The 17,799-nt window shown below is 57.9% G+C and carries 11 protein-coding genes and 1 rRNA gene; 4 read left to right on the top strand and 8 right to left on the bottom strand.

The features are described 5' to 3' along the window. Positions 1-251 precede the first annotated feature (251 nt). The 4 genes from uvrC to uvrA all read right to left on the bottom strand — a co-directional run bounded on the left by uvrC (position 252) and on the right by uvrA (position 7,397). Complete coding sequence (gene uvrC / locus AAAX31_RS05065; RefSeq protein WP_349076396.1) at positions 252-2,192, bottom strand: excinuclease ABC subunit UvrC; 1,941 nt, start codon at positions 2,190-2,192, stop codon at positions 252-254. A 6-nt stretch (positions 2,193-2,198) separates the two neighbouring features. Beyond that, on the bottom strand, positions 2,199-3,779 hold the full coding sequence (murJ, locus tag AAAX31_RS05060; protein ID WP_349076395.1) for a murein biosynthesis integral membrane protein MurJ: 1,581 nt from the start codon (positions 3,777-3,779) through the stop codon (positions 2,199-2,201). A gap of 105 nt (positions 3,780-3,884) precedes the next feature. Then, positions 3,885-4,385: a Cys-tRNA(Pro) deacylase gene (gene ybaK / locus AAAX31_RS05055; RefSeq protein ID WP_349076393.1), complete on the bottom strand. Its 501-nt coding sequence runs from the start codon at positions 4,383-4,385 to the stop codon at positions 3,885-3,887. Positions 4,386-4,517: 132 nt separating this feature from the next. Then, on the bottom strand, positions 4,518-7,397 hold the full coding sequence (uvrA, locus tag AAAX31_RS05050) for an excinuclease ABC subunit UvrA (protein ID WP_349076392.1): 2,880 nt from the start codon (positions 7,395-7,397) through the stop codon (positions 4,518-4,520). 193 nt (positions 7,398-7,590) lie between these two features. Here uvrA and AAAX31_RS05045 point away from each other — a divergent pair, with 193 nt between their 5' ends. The 4 genes from AAAX31_RS05045 (at position 7,591) to AAAX31_RS05030 (ending at position 13,713) form a co-directional block, all read left to right on the top strand. After that, a complete protein-coding gene (locus AAAX31_RS05045) occupies positions 7,591-9,744 on the top strand; it encodes an LTA synthase family protein (protein ID WP_349076390.1) in 2,154 nt (717 codons plus the stop codon). Positions 9,745-9,889: 145 nt separating this feature from the next. Beyond that, on the top strand, positions 9,890-10,720 hold the full coding sequence (locus tag AAAX31_RS05040) for an Mrp/NBP35 family ATP-binding protein (RefSeq protein ID WP_006236172.1): 831 nt from the start codon (positions 9,890-9,892) through the stop codon (positions 10,718-10,720). Beyond that, complete coding sequence (locus AAAX31_RS05035; protein WP_349076388.1) at positions 10,721-11,992, top strand: NAD(P)/FAD-dependent oxidoreductase; 1,272 nt, start codon at positions 10,721-10,723, stop codon at positions 11,990-11,992. An 80-nt stretch (positions 11,993-12,072) separates the two neighbouring features. Continuing rightward, positions 12,073-13,713 (top strand): FAD-dependent protein, encoded by a 1,641-nt coding sequence (locus AAAX31_RS05030; protein WP_349076387.1) that lies wholly within the window; start codon positions 12,073-12,075, stop codon positions 13,711-13,713. A 65-nt stretch (positions 13,714-13,778) separates the two neighbouring features. Here the strand turns inward: AAAX31_RS05030 and uvrB are convergent, their stop codons facing one another. The 4 genes from uvrB to rrf all read right to left on the bottom strand — a co-directional run bounded on the left by uvrB (position 13,779) and on the right by rrf (position 17,591). Beyond that, the gene (gene uvrB / locus AAAX31_RS05025; protein WP_117746698.1) at positions 13,779-16,019 is read right to left on the bottom strand and encodes an excinuclease ABC subunit UvrB; all 2,241 of its coding nucleotides are present in this window, start codon (positions 16,017-16,019) and stop codon (positions 13,779-13,781) included. 51 nt (positions 16,020-16,070) lie between these two features. After that, entirely contained in the window at positions 16,071-16,652 is a 582-nt protein-coding gene (locus AAAX31_RS05020) for a lytic transglycosylase domain-containing protein (RefSeq protein WP_349076386.1), read from the bottom strand. Beyond that, a complete protein-coding gene (coaE, locus tag AAAX31_RS05015) occupies positions 16,645-17,286 on the bottom strand; it encodes a dephospho-CoA kinase (RefSeq protein WP_117746700.1) in 642 nt (213 codons plus the stop codon). The genes AAAX31_RS05020 and coaE overlap by 8 nt, the downstream gene beginning before the upstream one ends. A gap of 189 nt (positions 17,287-17,475) precedes the next feature. Further along, positions 17,476-17,591: ribosomal RNA gene (gene rrf, locus AAAX31_RS05010) — 5S ribosomal RNA — on the bottom strand. Positions 17,592-17,799 lie beyond the last annotated feature (208 nt).

The raw sequence follows: 17,799 nt of genomic DNA, 5'->3' as shown, positions 1-17,799 counted from the left end.
GCGACCGATACATACATACGCTTGAACGGTATTTACTACCGTTCACCGAATTCATTGACAAACGATTCGCCAGACAGTATGTATCGCCGAGGTGAGATATCAGTCTTCGTCAACCCGCAGGATAGCAGGGTTGTTCACCATGGCTAGTCAAACGTTTTAGCGTTAATAAAACCCGAAATCGGCTGGTAATCGCCGTGAAATAAATGATTGAAAATCACGCAATCATGTATATCAGTTGTTTAGAGGCGTGTTTAGTTTTCGGATTGCTTTGCCGCCGCCTCGGCGCGCTCGGCATTCCATGCAACGAGCGCCTCGTGAACCGCTTTGGCGACATCGGCAGGAATGCCTCGAGCTTCCGCGATCTCTTGCTCGCTCGCCGCGCGCAAACGCTTCATCGAGCCAAAATGGCGCATAAGGGCACGTTTTCTGGTGGGTCCCACGCCTGGAACGTCATCGAGTACCGAAACCGTCATGGCCTTGTCGCGCAATTCGCGATGGAACGTGATGGCAAAACGGTGCGATTCATCGCGCACCTGTTTAATTAGATAGAGCGACGCGGACCCGGTCGGCAGCACGACGGGAGTCTCGTCCCAAGGCACGAAAACCTCCTCATCGGCCTTTGCCAAGCCACAAACTGGTATATCGAGCCCAAGAGCCTCAAGTTGCTTGATCGCAGCGGTCAATTGCGGCTTACCGCCATCGACAACGAGCAAATCGGGGCGCGAGCCAAAGCGCTCGTCAGCCATGCGCTCGGGAGCATAGCGTCGTCCCAAAACCTCGGACATCGACACGAAGTCGTTTGCCTCGTCCAATTCGACCTGAATTTTAAAACGACGGTACTGGCTCTTGTCGGCGCGTCCGTTGGTAAATACCACCATCGAAGCGACCGTAAAGGTGCCATGCAGTGTAGAGATATCGAAGCACTCGATACGCAACGGCGGCGATGGCAGCGCCAACGCACTTTCGAGCTCCAAGAGTGCCCGATTGGTGCGGTCGTCAGCGTACCCCGTTCGCATCATGTAGCGCATGAGGGCATGGCGCGCATTTTTGGATGCCATATCGAGCAGACGATGCTTTTCGCCACGCTGCGGCCTATGGAGATGGCAGGAACGCTCACGCTTGCCCGCAAGCCACTCCCCCAGCGTCTCCGCATCCTCAAGCTCGACAGAGAGGTTTATCTCAGCTGGAATATCAGCCGTCTCGTCGTAATAGCGCTTAAGAAAGCCCGACTGGAGCTCTTCCTCGTCAACATCAAGACCCTTGTCAAGAATGAACTCGCAGGTGCGAACTGTTCGGCCCTCGCGAACGACGAAGACGCAAGCGGCGGAGATGGTCTCCTCGCGATAGAAACCGATAACATCGATATCGACACTGGAGGGAAAAACGACTTGCTGACGGTCGTCCAGACCCCTGATGACCTCCAAACGACGTTTGACGCGGGCGGCGCGCTCAAAATCGAGCGCCTCGGCGGCCTCCGTCATCTCGGATGTCAGCTCGTCGACGACGTCCTTGCGATGGCCCGACAAAAAACGTTCGACACGTTTGACGTTCTTGGCATAGTCTGCCGGGGAAATCGCGCCGACACACGCACCCGGGCCGCGCCCGACATGATAGTCGAAGCAGGGGCGCCCGTTTTGCGCGCAAATCATATTGACGATGTCTTCCTCGCCCTTGTGGGACTCGACGATACGGCGACAACGACGCCACTCCGCACAGGATGCGGAGCAGATGGGGATAACCTTGCGCAGCGTATCTATCGTCTCACGTGCGGCGCGGCTATCGGTATAAGGTCCAAAATAGCGCGTTCCCGGCTTATGACGCTCACGCGTGTATTTGATAGCGGGATACAGGTCGCCCTTTGTAATGGCGATAAAGGGGTAGCTCTTGTCATCCTTGAGGTCGACGTTAAAGTACGGATGGTACTGACCAATCAAATTGCGCTCGAGCACCAACGCCTCATGTTCGGTCTCCACCACGATATAGTCAAAGCTCGCCACCAGCTGCATCATCAACGGGATCTTCTGGCGCTCGTCCTGCAGCGTCACGTACTGACGCATGCGGGCGCGCAGGTTTTTCGCCTTGCCTACGTAGATGACATCGCCCTTGGCGTCTTTCCAAAGGTAGCAGCCGGGCTGCGTGGGAACGCGCGAAACCTGCTCGGCAAGCGTTGGAATGTTGTCGTGACCGGCCACGCGCACCTACTTGCGACGAAGCAGCGCCGAAACCTCGGGCATCTTAAGGACGACGGCAAGGCCAAAGGTAACAGCAAGCGAGACGACACCCGCAACGCAAACGTAGCCAAGAGTAATCAGAATCGAGCCGCCAAGTGCCCCGACAAAGTGTTCAAGCGCCCACATGACGCCGGCGCCTGCGGCAGCACCCAGGCCACCGAGCAAAAGGCCAAAGAAACCGCCATGCAGGATGGATTTGACCTGAAGACCACGCAGGCGACGACGCAGCCACCACAGCGAACAGCCGACCAAGATCACGTAGTCGACGACATACGAAAGCGCGATTGCCGGCATACCGAAGCCCAGCACAACGCCAAACACCAGAACCGAGCCGGCCTGGCCGATGGCGGAATACAGGCAATAGCGGCTATAGGGCTTCATGTCGAGCAAGGCAGAGAAGCTCTTCTGCATCAACACGACCACGCCGTAGAGCGGCAGCGAGAACGCCAGGTAGACAAGGAACTCGGACACCAGCGCCACGCCGGACTCATCAAACTTGCCTGCACAGTAAATCATGTTGAGCGGACGCGCGAAGACAATCAGGTACAGCGCGAACGGAATCAGGAAGAACAGCATCTGGGCGACGCCACGCGAAATGCCCGTGCGGACGCTGTCGTAATCCTTCTCCTGTGCGTCGTGAGAGAGCTCGGTATAGAGCGCCGTCGAAAGCGAGGCGGCAATCAGCGCGTAGGGCAGCGTGTACCACAGGCGTGCATAGGCGATGACGGAAGGACCAGTCTCGGGCTGGACCACCAGCGCGGCAGCGTTGGTGATAGAAGTCGAGACAAACATGCACACCGTGGCGAGCAGCGTCGGGATACCGAGCGCAATCGTCTGGCGCAGTGCGGGGTCCTTAAAGTCGATATGGATATGGGGATGCACGCCGTGCTTGCCAAGCGCGGGGATCTGACATGCCATCTGAACAAAAACACCGAGGGTCGTACCGGCCGCAATCAAGATGATGCCGGCACGTTCGCCAAACTGTGCGGACACGGGCGCAAAACCCATAAAGCTCGCAATGACGATCACATTGTTGAGGACCGGGGCAAACGTCGACCAGAAGTAGTCGCGGTGCGCGTTGAGAACGCCCGAAAACACCGAGCCCAAACCATAAAACAGAATCTGGATGGCAAAGAAACGGAACATGAACGCAGCGGTATCCATGCTGCCGCCGTCACCCGAAAGGAACGATTGCGTCCAGATAAAGCCCGGGGCGAACACGGTCCCCAACAACGAAATGCCACCCAGCACCAAAAGCAGAATGCCAAGCAGGTTGCCCACGTACTCGTTCGAGGCCTCGCGACCCTGCTCACGCCTCACGCCCATGTACACGGGCAAAAACGCCGTCACGAGCATGCCGCCCATCACGAGTTCGTAGAGCATATTTGGCAGGTTGTTGGCGACCTGATAGGAGGACGAGAGTAGCGACATGCCGATAGCGGCCGCCATTGCCCACGTGCGGATAAAACCGGTGACGCGAGACACGATGGTCAGGATGGTCATAAGCCCGGCGGAACGACCAACCGTGGAGTAGTCCGACGAACCCATGTCGTCAGTGTCATCTCGCGACGAAGAAACTTCGGATGAGGGTGTCTGAGGCGCAGATTCTTCTGCAAAATGAGCTCCGCGCTTCAATTCTTCCTGCGGCATCGCTCAGTCCTCTCTCGTAATCGCGGCAACTGTCGCCCCGCAAAATGCAATTAAATCATCAGGTGCAAGCTCGAGCTGATAACCACGCTTGCCTCCCGAGATAAAAATGGTATCCCAAAGGACACATGTCTCATCAATGAGCGTCCGGTAGCGTTTTTTCATACCGACCGGACTGCAGCCGCCGCGAACGTAGCCAGTCGCCGCAAGCAAATCCTTCACATGCATCATGGCCAAGGACTTCTCCCCCGCGGCACGCGCGGCGGACTTTAGATCGAGCTCGTCGGCAACAGGGATGCAGCACACGACTTGGTCGTTGGACGGCGTCACGCAGACCAAGGTCTTAAATCCTTGACCGGGCTCCTCGCCAAGCTGCTCCGAAATCGCGACCCCCAGGCCCGCCGACTCATCACCATCGTCTTCGTACGTATGTAGAACATAGGAAATGCCGGCGCTTTCCAGCTCGCGCATCGCATTGGTTTTTGGCGTCTTTACAGCCTTTGCCATGGCATATCCTTTCCCTCGCATTCGGACGCAAGAATTAAGTATATGTCCAATTCGGCTGCATACGTCACTTCGACACAGCAAGCGCCATCGAATCACAAGGAGTCGATGGCGCCCATAAACTGAATCGCCTATTTATTGAGCATCAAGTTGAGCCTGACGCTCCCGGTCACGCCTGAGCAACGGCGCCAAAAACTTGCCCGTATAACTCTGCGGACAGTCCGCAACCTGCTCCGGTGTGCCCGAAACCACAACGGTTCCGCCGCCGTTACCGCCCTCGGGGCCCATATCGATCAGGCGGTCGGCAACCTTGATGACATCAAGGTTGTGTTCAATCACCAGCACCGTGTTGCCCGCATCGACCAAGCGCTGCAGCACATCGAGCAGCTGGCGGACGTCCTCAAAATGAAGGCCGGTCGTCGGCTCGTCCAAAATATAGAACGTCTTGCCCGTCTGGCGTCGATGAAGCTCCTTGGCGAGCTTCACACGCTGCGCCTCGCCGCCCGAGAGCGTCGTGGCGGGCTGGCCCAGGCTCACGTAGCCCAAGCCTACATCGTACAGCGTCTGGAGCTTGCGCTTAATCTGCGGGATATTCCCAAAGAAGGCCAGTGCCTCGGTGACGCTCATGTCGAGCACGTCCGAGATGGTCTTACCACGGTAAGTGACCTCAAGCGTCTCGCGGTTATAGCGTTTGCCGCCGCAGACCTCACAGGGGACATAGATATCGGGAAGGAAGTGCATCTCGATCTTAATTTGTCCGTCGCCCTTGCATGCTTCGCAGCGACCGCCGCTCACGTTAAAGGAGAAACGTCCCGGCGAGTAGCCGCGCGCCTTCGACTCCGGCGTACTCGCAAACAGCGCGCGAAGATCATCCCACAGGCCAATGTACGTAGCAGGGTTGGAACGCGGCGTGCGGCCAATCGGCGACTGGTCGATGTCGATCACCTTATCGATGCACTCGATACCCTCGAGCTTTTTGTACGGGCCCACAGGACGCGTCGAACGGTGAATGGCATTCGTAAGCGCAGGCGCAATGGTGTCGGTAACCAGGGAGCTCTTGCCCGATCCCGACACGCCGGTAACGACCGTAAGCGTACCAAACTCGATCTTGGCGGTAACGTTTTTAAGGTTGTTGGCACGGGCGCCCGTGATCTTAAGGCAGCCGCGACCGGGCTTTCGGCGCTTATCGGGAACCCGAATCATTCGCTTGCCAGTCAGGTAGGCACCCGTCATCGAATCGGGGCATGCCATGATATCGGCAGGCGTTCCCGCGGCGACCACGTGTCCGCCGTTCACGCCCGCGCCGGGGCCCATGTCGATCACATAGTCGGCAGCACGAATCGTATCCTCATCATGCTCGACGACGATGACGGTATTGCCGATATCGCGCAGGCGCTCAAGTGTCTTGATCAGGCGCTCGTTATCGCGCTGATGAAGGCCGATCGATGGCTCGTCCAAAATGTACAGGACACCCATGAGACCGGCGCCGATCTGCGTTGCCAGGCGAATGCGCTGGGCCTCGCCTCCGGAAAGCGTCGCCGAGGCACGGTCGAGGGTCAGATAGTCGAGTCCGACATCGACCAGAAAGCGCAGGCGCTCCAGGATTTCCTTAACGATGCGCCCGCCGATAAATTGTTGGCGCTCGGTAAGCTCCAAGCCCTCAAAAAACTCGAGCGACTCGCGGCACGATAGGCAGCAGACCTCGTAAATGGACTTACCGCCTACGGTAACGGCGAGCATCTCGGGGCGCAGACGAGCGCCATGGCAACTCGCGCACGGCTCCTCGCGGATGTACTTCTCCAAGCGCGCCTTGGTGTTCTCATTCGTCGTCTCGGTATAGCGCTCGTACAGGATATTGCGCACGCCCGAGAACTTGGTGTCCCACTGGCTGCGGCGCCCATCGAGCTTTTGATAGTCGACCGAAATCTTCTGGTCGCCCATGCCGTCTAAAAACGCGCGACGCACCCGCGGAGGCAGATCCTCCCACGGCGTATCGACGCTCACCTTAAAGTGTTTGCAGACCGCAGCGAAAATCTGCGGATAGTAGTTAGAGTTGCCAAACAGGCTGCCAAAAACCCCGTCGGCGATCGACTTCGAGGGGTCTTCGATTAGGGCCTCGGCATCGACCGTCTTCTTAAAGCCCAGGCCATCGCACTCTGGGCACGCGCCATAGGGCGCGTTGAACGAGAAATCACGCGGCTGCAGGTCATCGATGGAGTGCCCATGCTCCGGGCACGCCAACGCCAGCGAATACTCCAGCAACTCGCCTTCGGTCCCCTCGGGAGCGTCGCGGTCGGGCAGCAAGTATACGTTCACATTGCCGTGCGCCAGCGCAGTCGCCTGTTCAACGGACTCGGCAATACGGCCCAGCGAGTTCTCGCGAATCACGATGCGGTCGACCACGACCTCGATATCGTGCTTGAATTTCTTATCCAAATCGATAGGGTCATCAAGCGAGCGAACCTCGCCGTCGACACGCACGCGGCTAAAGCCCTCGGCGCGAAGGTCCTCAAACAGTTTGGTGTACTCGCCTTTTCGCCCGCGTACCACCGGTGCCAGCACAAACGCGCGGCGGCCCTCCCCCGCCGCCAAGACCTTGTCGGCAACCTGATCGGTCGTCTGACGCTCAATGACACGGCCGCATTCGGGACAGTGCGGGGTGCCCACACGGGCGAACAGCAGGCGCAGATAGTCATAAATCTCGGTTACGGTGCCAACCGTCGAGCGCGGGTTCTTGGATGTCGTCTTTTGATCAATTGAGACAGCCGGCGAAAGGCCGTCGATTGAATCCAAGTCGGGTTTGTCCATCTGGCCCAAGAACTGGCGCGCATAACTCGAAAGGCTCTCGACGTATCGACGCTGGCCCTCGGCATAGATAGTGTCGAATGCCAGCGAACTCTTGCCCGAGCCAGAAAGACCGGTAATGACCACGAGTTGGTCACGCGGAATGGAAACATCGATATCACGGAGGTTGTGCTCACGAGCGCCGCGAATAACGATAGAAGAATCAGACATGGAAGCTCCTTGCCTCCTATTGCATCGAATCATACTGCCGATGAGTTTAGCGCACTCGACGCGCACAGATGTTCGTAATACAAGATTCGCAGACCTTTAGCTTTGCGTATCGGGCGCTTTGTTTCTCGAAATGCCGTGGAAAGGTTACAGTAATCTAATACTGAACTTAATTTGCTGTACCAGAGGAACGTCCATGACCGAAGATATCCCCCTTGAAATCACTTCGAGCGACATGGCCAATCTGCCCATATTCATCGCCGTCCTTATCGTAGCCGCCGTCATCGTGCGCGTGTATTTTTCAATCAAACGCAACGAAAAGCCACCCATTGCCCGCGTCTTTTGGTGCGCGACGCTCCTCATCCCGCTCGGCGTGGTAGCTGCATGGGTTACGAATCAATTGCTCGTAAATGAGGGCAGCTCCCTATGGGTCCTTTCTTATTCGGCGCTCGGTGCTGCCGCCGTCATGCTTCTTGTCGAGCCCTTGGTTTCGGGACTTATCGACCAAACCGACCTTGCGACGGGAACAGTTGCCTGTATTTGCCGTGACATCCTTGTCATCGCCGCTGTTTCAGCGCTCTCGTTCGTTTCACTCGAAATTGCCTGCAATGAAACGTTCTATCGCATTCCCGCCAACTCATTCGGGTTTTCCGTCGGGCTGCTCGCGACGGTTCTGCTCTCCCTTTATTTGCTGGGACAGCGTCATGGAGGCGTCATGGCCCTCGTGCCCGTCGTCTGTTGCATCCTTGGCATTGCCGAGCACTTCGTCATAACGTTTAAAGGCGAAGCCATCCTGCCAAGCGATATCTTGGCCCTTGGCACCGCAATGGAAGTGAGCGAGGGATACGAGTTTACCTTTACCGCCGCAATCGTAACCTCTCTAGCCATGCTGGAGATTTCCCTGGGGCTTCTTTCGCTTATCCGACCGCGAAAGCTCCGTACGCCCACCCATGTCTTCCCCGCAATCGCCGCCAACCTCTGCGCTTTTCTGCTAGTGACCGTTGTGGGGCTCTCGGGCTTTTCCAGCATCGACTTGGAGCAGGCACTGAATTTTGGATTTGACCGTTGGCAGCCCATCACCACGTATGCGTCTCAGGGGTTTATTACTTCGTTCACCGAAATGGTCAACGAGTTGCCCATTGAGAAGCCCGAAGACTATACGCCCGATGAGGCGCAGAGCATCGAGCAGGAGCTCGCCGCCGTCTACGACAGCACATATGGCTCGAGCGAGCAGCGCGCGGCGGCCGTTGCCCAGTTCAATGAAATCAGGCCGACGATTGTTGCCGTCATGAACGAGAGTTTTAGCGACCTTTCGTGCTTTGAGCAGCTCCAGGCGGCCGGGTACACCGGCCCCGCATTCTACAACTCGCTTCCCGACACACTTGTTCGCGGCACCATGCTCGCTTCGGTCGCCGGTGGCGGAACGGCGAACTCCGAATTCGAATTTTTGACCGGAGCGACAACGGCCTTTGTCGGATTAGGCAAAATTCCCTATCAGCTGTATCAGATGAATGGCGTCAACAGCCTGGCAAAGGACCTTAAAGAGCTTGGGTATACCACTACCGCTATGCACCCGCAAAACCCCGTCAACTACCATCGAGATAAAATCTATCAGCAGCTTGGCTTTGGAAACTTTCTTTCAATCGGCGATTTCGAAGGTGCGTCCTATTACCATGCCGGCGTATGCGACTACGCCACCTACGACAAGATACTCGACCTGCTTAGAACCGACGAAGCCCCGCAGTTCATCTTTGACGTCACGATGCAAAATCACGGCGGCTACGACTATGGCACCGTTCCCGCCGAAGAGCTGACAAACTATTGGGTCGAGGGAGCCAGTGAGGGTGCCAACAGCGCGCTCAACACCTATCTCACCTGCATCAACGCATCCGACCGGGACCTCGAGTACTTTATCAACGAGCTCCGCAATATCGGCAGACCGGTTGTTCTTGTCTTTTTTGGCGACCATCAGCCGAGCGCCGCGACGACTCTCAACGACGAGCTGTACCCTCAGGAAGATACGGCAAGCCACGCTTTCCGTATCTATCAGTCGACATATCTCGTCTGGGCTAACTATGAGATCGCCGGCAATACCGAGCTCAACGTCTACGACACCGTCGGGGCAAACGAGATTGCAGCCATTACCCTTAATAAGATCGGCGTCCCGCTCACCAATTACCAAAAGGCCCTACTTGCGACAAGGTCAGATGTGCCCACCATCAATGTCGCCGGCTATCTCGGTGCCGACGGGCTGCGCTACGACTTGGAATCGGAAGACAGCCCCTACGCCTCGACGATCGACAAGCTGCAGCGCATGCAATACCTCGAGTTCGCCAGCAAAGTTCAGTAAGCCCACCCATTCGCTTGGGCCCATCGTATTGCAAGCACGCTCGGCCCAAACGCATCGCAAATGACTCCCGCTCGCAAACGAGGGTACAATGACGCTCGTGTCACATCGCGGGGCCCCGGCCCCAGCATATACAAAGGAGTCATACATGGGTTGCGAACACGCACAGGCCGCCGGCGGACAAACGTCGCCGTCGCAATTTGAGGAGAACACGCTGTCCGAGGTCAAGCGCGTCATCGCCGTGCTTTCCGGCAAGGGCGGTGTCGGCAAGTCATTTGTCACCGGTGCCATCGCCACCGAGCTTGCCCGTCACGGCCACAAGGTCGGCGTCCTCGATGCCGACATTACCGGTCCCTCTATCCCCAAGATGTTCGGTATGAGCGGACGCCACGTCCATGCCCTTGGCAACCTTATGCTGCCCGAAATCTCCGAGCACGGCGTCAAGGTCATGAGCTCCAACCTGCTGCTCCAAAACGAGACCGACCCCGTCCTTTGGCGCGGTCCGGTCATCGCAGGCGCCATTAGGCAGTTCTGGAGCGAGACCTCGTGGGGCCCCATCGACTACCTGCTGGTCGACATGCCTCCGGGAACAGGCGACGTCGCGCTCACCGTCTTCCAGTCGCTGCCCGTCGACGGCATCGTCATCGTCACGAGCCCGCAGGATCTGGTCTCGATGATCGTCGCCAAGGCGGTCAACATGGCCGAGAAGATGAACGTCCCCATTCTGGGCATCGTCGAGAACATGAGCTATATCGAGTGCCCCGACTGCGGCAAGAAGATCGAGGTCTTTGGCAAAAGCAAGCTCCCCGAGGTCGCAGAGCGCTATAACCTCGACATCTTGGGCACGCTTCCCATTAATCCGGCACTCGCCGAGGCCTGCGATAAGGGCGAGGTTGAGACCGCGCTGCCCGATGGCATGTTGCCCAAGGCAGTCTCTGCCGTCGAGGCTATTACCCCGCACGAGACCGACGAGGCCTAAGTGAACACGAGCGCCTTCTATGACGTCCTGGTAATCGGCGGCGGGGCTTCAGGCCTCGCCGCCGCCATTACGGCCGCACGTGCTGGCAAAAGCGTCTGCATCGTTGAGCGCGATGTCGCCTGCGGCCTAAAGCTCCTTGCGACCGGTAACGGCCGCTGCAACCTCTCCAACGAATCGATTGATCCTCAGCGGTATAACCACCCCGCATTCGTCGAATCTGTCATGGGCCCCCAACCCGAACAAGAGCTTATGGGTTTCTTCTCCTCGCTGGGCATCATGACAACCTCCGAGGAAGGCCGGCTATACCCGCGCTCCCTTCGCGCAGAATCGGTGCGCGACGCGCTTCTCAACGTTTGCGACCGCCTAGGTATTACCTTAATCTGCGGAGCCAACGTTGCCTCGGCGCACAAAGCTTCCGAAGGCTGGACACTCCAAATAGACCGTCCAGCGCGGGCGCTCAAGGCAAAAAAGCACGACGACCGAAAATCGGAGCTCCGCTCGCTTCGGAAAGCGCTCGCCGATGTCCCTCGCAAGAACGAGGCCCTGGAGGCACATGCCGTAATTATCGCCACGGGTGGCAACCCCACCGGTATCGCCGATACGTTTAGCCTCCCCCTCACTTCGCTGCGCCCCATCCTCTGCCCCGTATCGGCAACGGTCGTCGGCGATCGGGCGGCACTCAAGACGTTGGACGGCCTGCGCGTCCGCGCCCGCTTGACGCTCGCCCGCAATCATAATGAGCTCTGGCACGAAGACGGTGAAGTCCTGTTTCGAACCTTCGGTATCTCGGGCGTCGCTGTCTTCAACCTCTCCCGTCGTATCCAGCGCGGCGATACGATCCTGCTCGACGTTTTCCCCGACCTCTCTAAAGACGAGTTGCTCGATATGCTTAACCGGCGCGTTAAGCTGCTCGGCGGCTTTTCGCCCCGCGATCCCCGTTGGCTCGACGGCATACTCGCCCCGCAACTCTCCCGCGTCGTCTGCACAGCGTTCGAGCAGTGCCATCCAGGCTCCAACGATGTCATCCACCTGGTCTCGATCCTCAAGCATTTTAAGTTGCTCGTCGAAGGAACCGCCGAGGAGCGCTCGGCGCAGGTCACGCGTGGTGGCGTATCTGTCGAGAGCATCTCAACACCCAGTCTACGCGCGCGCAGCGTTGTCGACACCCCGCTTTACGTCTGCGGCGAAGCGCTCGACATCGACGCCGATTGCGGAGGCTTTAACCTTGCGTGGGCATGGCTCTCGGGCATTCGCGCTGCAAGCAGCCTGTAGCCGCGCAGTCTATAATCAAAAACGCATTCGGGCCGTCTGGGATACCGGACGGCCTCTTTCTTGCCTCTAAGGAGACCTCGATGATTGAAATCACCCAAGTCAACGCGTCGCTCGATGAAGCCGGCGATGAAAATGCCTGCCTCATTGTTGGCAAGCGAGTCGCCAAGCGCGTCCTACGTTGCAAAGACTCCGAGATCAAGTCCATCGAGCTCCACCGCAAGTCAATCGACGCTCGCAAAAAACGAGACGTCCATTTTATCCTGAGCTTTCGTGTTGAGCTGACCAGTCCCCACCTCGAGCGAGAAGCGGTCGACAGCGTTTCCGAGCGTGACCGCTCGCGCGTACGCGCGATAAAAGACGATGGGTCTTCATTCCCCACCCCCGTCTCCGACGCACCTCAAGAACGCCCTGTCGTTGTCGGCGCCGGATGCGCTGGCCTTTTCGCCGCGCTAACGCTCGCCAAAGCAGGTCTTAAGCCCTTGCTCATCGAGCGCGGCGACCCGGCATTTCGCCGCTCGCATGCGATCGACCTCTTTCTAAAGGAGCGCATCCTCGACCCCGAGAGTAATATCCAGTTTGGTCTGGGCGGCGCGGGGACCTTCTCGGACGGCAAGCTCAATACGGGAACAAAAAATCCCGCCCATCGCCTTATCCTCGAAACCTTCGTCGAGGCGGGTGCGCCCCGCGATATTCTGTGGGATGCCAAGCCGCACATTGGCTCCGACATCCTTCCCACGGTTGTCACCGCTATATCCCAGCGCATCGAGCAGCTCGGAGGTATCGTCCGTTATCGAACAAAGCTCGTCGACATTCACATCGACGCGTCTGGCGCCATCACCGGTATTGATGTCCAATCGTCCCAAGACGCCGCTTACGAGCCAATCGAGACAAAGCACCTCATCCTCGCCTGCGGGCATTCTGCTCGCGATATTTTTGAGCTCCTTAAGGACCACAACGTGGCCCTCGCACAAAAGACCTTTGCCATGGGCGTTCGCATCGAGCATCCGCAACGCGACATCGACAGAGCCCAATATGGAGCCTCGGCGGGACATCCAGCGCTCGGGGCAGCCCCCTACAAGCTCGTCGCCCATCTCCCCAACGGCCGCAGCGTGTTCTCGTTTTGCATGTGCCCCGGCGGACAGGTTGTTGCCGCCTCTTCAGAACCGTGCCATCTGTGCGTCAACGGGGCCAGTCTCAATGCCCGCGACGGACGCAACGCAAATGCCGCCCTGCTCGTTAACGTCACGCCTGAGGACCTTCCCAACGATGACCCGCTCGCCGGCATCGAGCTCCAGCGTGCCTGCGAGGCGGCCGCCTATCGCCTGGGCGGTTCCAACTGGAACGCACCGGCACAACTCGTCGGAGATTTCCTCGCAGAACGCGCCAGCAGGGCGCCCGGAAAGGTAAAGCCCACCTATCCGCTCGGTGTGACCTGGACGGCAATTGACGAAGCCCTGCCGCAGCATATCGTCGAGTCGCTCCGCCTGGGACTTCCCCTACTCGGAAAAAAGCTACGAGGTTACGACCGTCCCGATGCCGTTCTTACCGGCGTGGAGACTCGTTCGAGCTCACCGGTCACTGTCACCCGAGACCGAACGTGCCATGCCGTGTCGACCCCGGGCCTCTACCCTTGTGGTGAGGGAGCTGGATATGCCGGCGGCATCATGAGCGCGGCCACCGACGGCATCCGTTGTGCTGAAGCCCTGATCGCAGACCTCTAACGCACGAATTCCAGCGCGCAAAAGACATAGGCCCCGAGCTCGACAGGGAACTCGGGGCCTGTTCGCTATTTCTTAAACCGTGCACCCTGGCGTTTTCTGCCCGATGCGAACGTGGAACCCTTGCGGGCCTGCGAACGTAAGCGCTCGATCGTCTCGTCCTCAGACGCACCCTCGAGCATCGCCCGAATCTGAACGACAGCATCGCGCAGGCGCGCCGCCTCCTCAAAGTCCATGGCGGCAGAAGCGTTACGCATATCCTCTTCCATGGTTTCGACGATCCGCACAAGCTCGTCATGCGGCAGTTCTTCCAACTGCTCCGCAAGTGTCTGCTCGGGCGCCACCGTTTCTGGCACACCGCCCTCGCCCGACTCATCGGGCGTATAGAATGCGCCATGGCCAAGAGAGTCGCCCTTCGAGCGACCCTTGGAGCCCACAGTTTTTTCGGCCTCGGCAATAAAACTTGAGATGTCGTTGATGGCCTTGCGCACCGTCTTGGGCACAATGCCATGTTCTTCGTTATATGCCATCTGAATCTCGCGACGGCGCTGCGTCTCCTCGATGGCCTCTTTCATCGAATCGGTCACAACGTCTGCATACATGATGACTTCGCCATCGGCGTTACGGGCCGCACGGCCAATCGTCTGAATCAGCGAACGGCGGTTGCGCAAGAAGCCTTCCTTATCGGCATCGAGAATTGCCACCAGTGAGACCTCGGGAAGATCCAAGCCCTCGCGAAGCAGGTTGATGCCAACGAGAACATCGATCTTGCCCTCGCGCAGCGTTCGCAGGATCTCGACACGGTCCATTGTCGCCGTATCAGAGTGCATGTAATTGACCTTAATGCCCGCGTCGAGCAGATGGTCGGTCAGGTCCTCGGCCATGCGTTTGGTCAACGTGGTCACCAGCACGCGCTCCTTGCGGGCAACGCGCTCGCGAATCTCGTCCTCAAGATCGTCAATCTGACCGCGAACTGGACGCACGTCAATCTTGGGGTCGAGCAGGCCGGTCGGACGAATAATCTGCTCCACGTCGTTTTGGCTCACCCGCAGCTCGTAGTCGCCCGGCGTGGCCGAAACATAGATAAACTGGGGGATCCTTGCCTCAAACTCATCGAAACGAAGCGGGCGGTTATCGAGCGCCGAGGGCAGGCGAAAACCGTGTTCCACCAGCGTCACCTTACGCGAGCGGTCACCTTCGTGCATGCCGCGAATCTGCGGCACCGTCACATGGCTCTCATCGATGATGCAGAGCATATCCTTGGGAAAGTAATCGATTAGGGTAAACGGCGGCTCACCCGGCTTGCGACCGTCCAGATGACGCGAGTAGTTCTCGATGCCGTTGCAAAAGCCCATCGTCTCGAGCATCTCAAGATCATAATCGGTACGCTGCTGCAGACGCTGCGCCTCGAGCAACTTGTCGGTCGCCTTGAGCTCCGCCACGCGCTTCTCGCACTCTTCGCTGATCGATTTCAGAGCCGCCTTGACCTTCGGCTTCTCGGTCACGTAGTGCGATGCCGGCCATACGGGAATGGCCTCGTACTCACGAAGCATCTCACCGGTGACCTCATCGATCTCGGCAATCAGCTCGACCTCGTCGCCAAAGAACTCAAACCGCAACGGATGCTCGGCATAAGGCGGATACACGTCGACAACATCGCCGCGCACGCGGAACGTGCCACGTGCCAGGTCATAGTCATTGCGATCATATTGAATGTCGATAAGTGCATGGATAAAGTCATCGCGCTCGAGCGGCACCTTCTTGTCGACGTTTGGAGCCAGACCCGCATAGTCCTCAGGAGAGCCAATGCCATAGATACACGAGACCGATGCGACAACGATCACATCACGTCGAGAGAGCAGTGACGCGGTCGCCTGATGGCGCAGCATCTCGACCTCTTCGTTAATCGAGGAGTCTTTCTCGATATATGTATCGCTTTGCGGCACATACGCCTCGGGCTGATAGTAGTCGTAGTACGAGACGAAGTAGACCACAGCGTTGTTGGGAAAGAACTCTTTGAGCTCGCTCGCAAGCTGAGCAGCGAGCGTTTTATTGGGGGCCATGACCAGCGTCGGCTTTCCCAGGGCCTCAATAGTCTTTGCCATCGTGAAGGTCTTGCCCGAACCAGTCACACCCAGCAAAACCTGATAGCGGTCTCCGTCCCTCACGCCCCGCACAAGTGACTCAATGGCCTTAGGCTGGGAACCAGCGGGCTCGTATGGAGACACGACCTTAAACGGCACATCAGCGCCCTCAACGCCAAAGCGCTTAAGTTCACCACCAACGCGTTCTACTTCAAATTCCGCCATGGATACTCCTAACTCGTACATCTGCAGTATACGCAGGCGGTGGGCTTAGTCCTATACGAACCGATCGGGATAGAGAGTCTTATATCGAACCCAGGCATTATTGACGCGAATCAGATAAGCCTGAGTTTCAGGGAAGGTAATCGCATTATGGAGTGACGTGTTCTGCTGCGCCCATCCGTCGACATTGCCCATACCGGCGTTATAGGCGGCGATGGCACTATCCGTCGACCCGTTGAAATAGGCGAGAAGATACGAGAGGTATGCGCAGCAAAACTCGATATTCGTAGCCGGATCGTTAAGATTGTCGACCGAATACTCCCCTCCGTCGACAAGGCCCTTGGCGATCATGTCCTGGGCAGTCTCGGGCATCAGCTGCATCAATCCCTGAGCACCCTGATTCGACTCGGCCTCGGGATCCCAATTCGATTCCGACTTAATGACAGCGCACACCAGATACGGATCCAGATTATGCGAAATACTGGATTGCTTTACATACGCCTCGTAGTCAATCGGATACAGCGGCTTAAAGAAAGCGGCAGGAGCACACGAGTAGACGAGCGAAATAAGGCCGAAGACGAACACAACGGCAAGTGGCGCCACGCGATACCACGTAAAGAAACGTGCCTTAGGCATCGGCCTCCTCCTTATCCGGAGTATCTATAAACCCGTGGCATGCAAGCCATGAGTCAAGCTGCTCAAAGAGCGAATTATCGGCTGCCGAATTATCAATCACCGTTGTAGCGAGATTGCACAGCGCAGACTCATCGGGCTGGCAAGCAGAACGGGCATCGAAATCAGATGGCTCCATGCCACGTTGAATAGCGCGCTCGCGACGAACTGACAAAGGGGCGCTAATGACCAGAATTTCATCAGCCAAGCCAAATGCATCCTCAAAACCAGTCGGAGCTGAAACCTCGACCACCGCAAAGGGATAACGGGGAGATGAAACCGTACAACAAACCGGATCGAGAATCCTAAGCGAAAGCTGTTCAATCAGAACGGGATGCACGATGCCATTGAGCCGTGCGACCGAATCAGGAGAAGCGAAAGCTCGAGAAGCGAGGATACTGCGGCGAATGCCGCCTTCCTCATCCAAAATGTCCCAACCGAATTCATCCGCGAGAGCATTGACGATATCAGAGCCCGGCACATACAGCGATTTTGCAAGCTCATCCAGATCGATAAGCATAGCGCCACGAGATTCGAAATAGCGGCAGGCAGTCGACTTACCCGAAGCAATATTGCCCAAGACAAATACGGTAAACATCAAGCCCTCCCTAACGCCAATGCGAGTAATTATCGCTCAAATAAACTAGATGGACTCAAAAAACAGCCAAACAGTAAGAGCGCATACGGGGAAGCTAGGTCCCAAAGCACAACATGTATATAACGCAAAAAGGGGGAGGCCGCGAGACCTCCCCCTTCCAAGTTCGATGACGGCTCGGTGCCGTCCACCGGTCAGCGGCGCCCTGGCCTCCCACGGGCTGACCCCGCAGTACTCTCGGCGCGATGGGGCTTAGCTTCCGGGTTCGGAACGGGACCGGGCGTGCCCCCCATGCTCTGGCCGCTGACCGGTGGGCGGCGCCCACCGTTACGGTGTCCGGGTGTCTACTCACGTGCCCTGGGGGCCGCATGGCGCATAGGGGAGGGAACTGACTCGGGGGCATCCTCGTGCCCGGACCGCGCTTCAGAGCGCATGTCCCGCGGGCCGCGAGGTGCGGTTCCGGAAGAGCTCGGGCGATTAGTGCGGCTCGGCTGAGGACGTCGCCGCCCTTGCACC

The organism is Collinsella sp. CLA-ER-H5, from assembly GCF_040092375.1.
GTDB lineage: Bacteria > Actinomycetota > Coriobacteriia > Coriobacteriales > Coriobacteriaceae > Collinsella.
Note: the sequence above shows the minus strand (reverse complement) of the source record. Positions and strands in the feature narration are given on the sequence as shown.

Excerpts from the sequence above, each read along its gene's own strand:
- uvrA (WP_349076392.1), bottom strand. The coding sequence starts at position 7,397 with ATGTCTGATTCTTCTATCGTTATTCGCGGCGCTCGTGAGCACAACCTC.
- AAAX31_RS05030 (WP_349076387.1), top strand. The coding sequence starts at position 12,073 with ATGATTGAAATCACCCAAGTCAACGCGTCGCTCGATGAAGCCGGCGAT.
- AAAX31_RS05040 (WP_006236172.1), top strand. The coding sequence starts at position 9,890 with ATGGGTTGCGAACACGCACAGGCCGCCGGCGGACAAACGTCGCCGTCG.
- uvrB (WP_117746698.1), bottom strand. The coding sequence starts at position 16,019 with ATGGCGGAATTTGAAGTAGAACGCGTTGGTGGTGAACTTAAGCGCTTT.
- AAAX31_RS05020 (WP_349076386.1), bottom strand. The coding sequence starts at position 16,652 with ATGCCTAAGGCACGTTTCTTTACGTGGTATCGCGTGGCGCCACTTGCC.
- AAAX31_RS05045 (WP_349076390.1), top strand. The coding sequence starts at position 7,591 with ATGACCGAAGATATCCCCCTTGAAATCACTTCGAGCGACATGGCCAAT.
- murJ (WP_349076395.1), bottom strand. The coding sequence starts at position 3,779 with ATGGGTTCGTCGGACTACTCCACGGTTGGTCGTTCCGCCGGGCTTATG.
- ybaK (WP_349076393.1), bottom strand. The coding sequence starts at position 4,385 with ATGGCAAAGGCTGTAAAGACGCCAAAAACCAATGCGATGCGCGAGCTG.
- coaE (WP_117746700.1), bottom strand. The coding sequence starts at position 17,286 with ATGTTTACCGTATTTGTCTTGGGCAATATTGCTTCGGGTAAGTCGACT.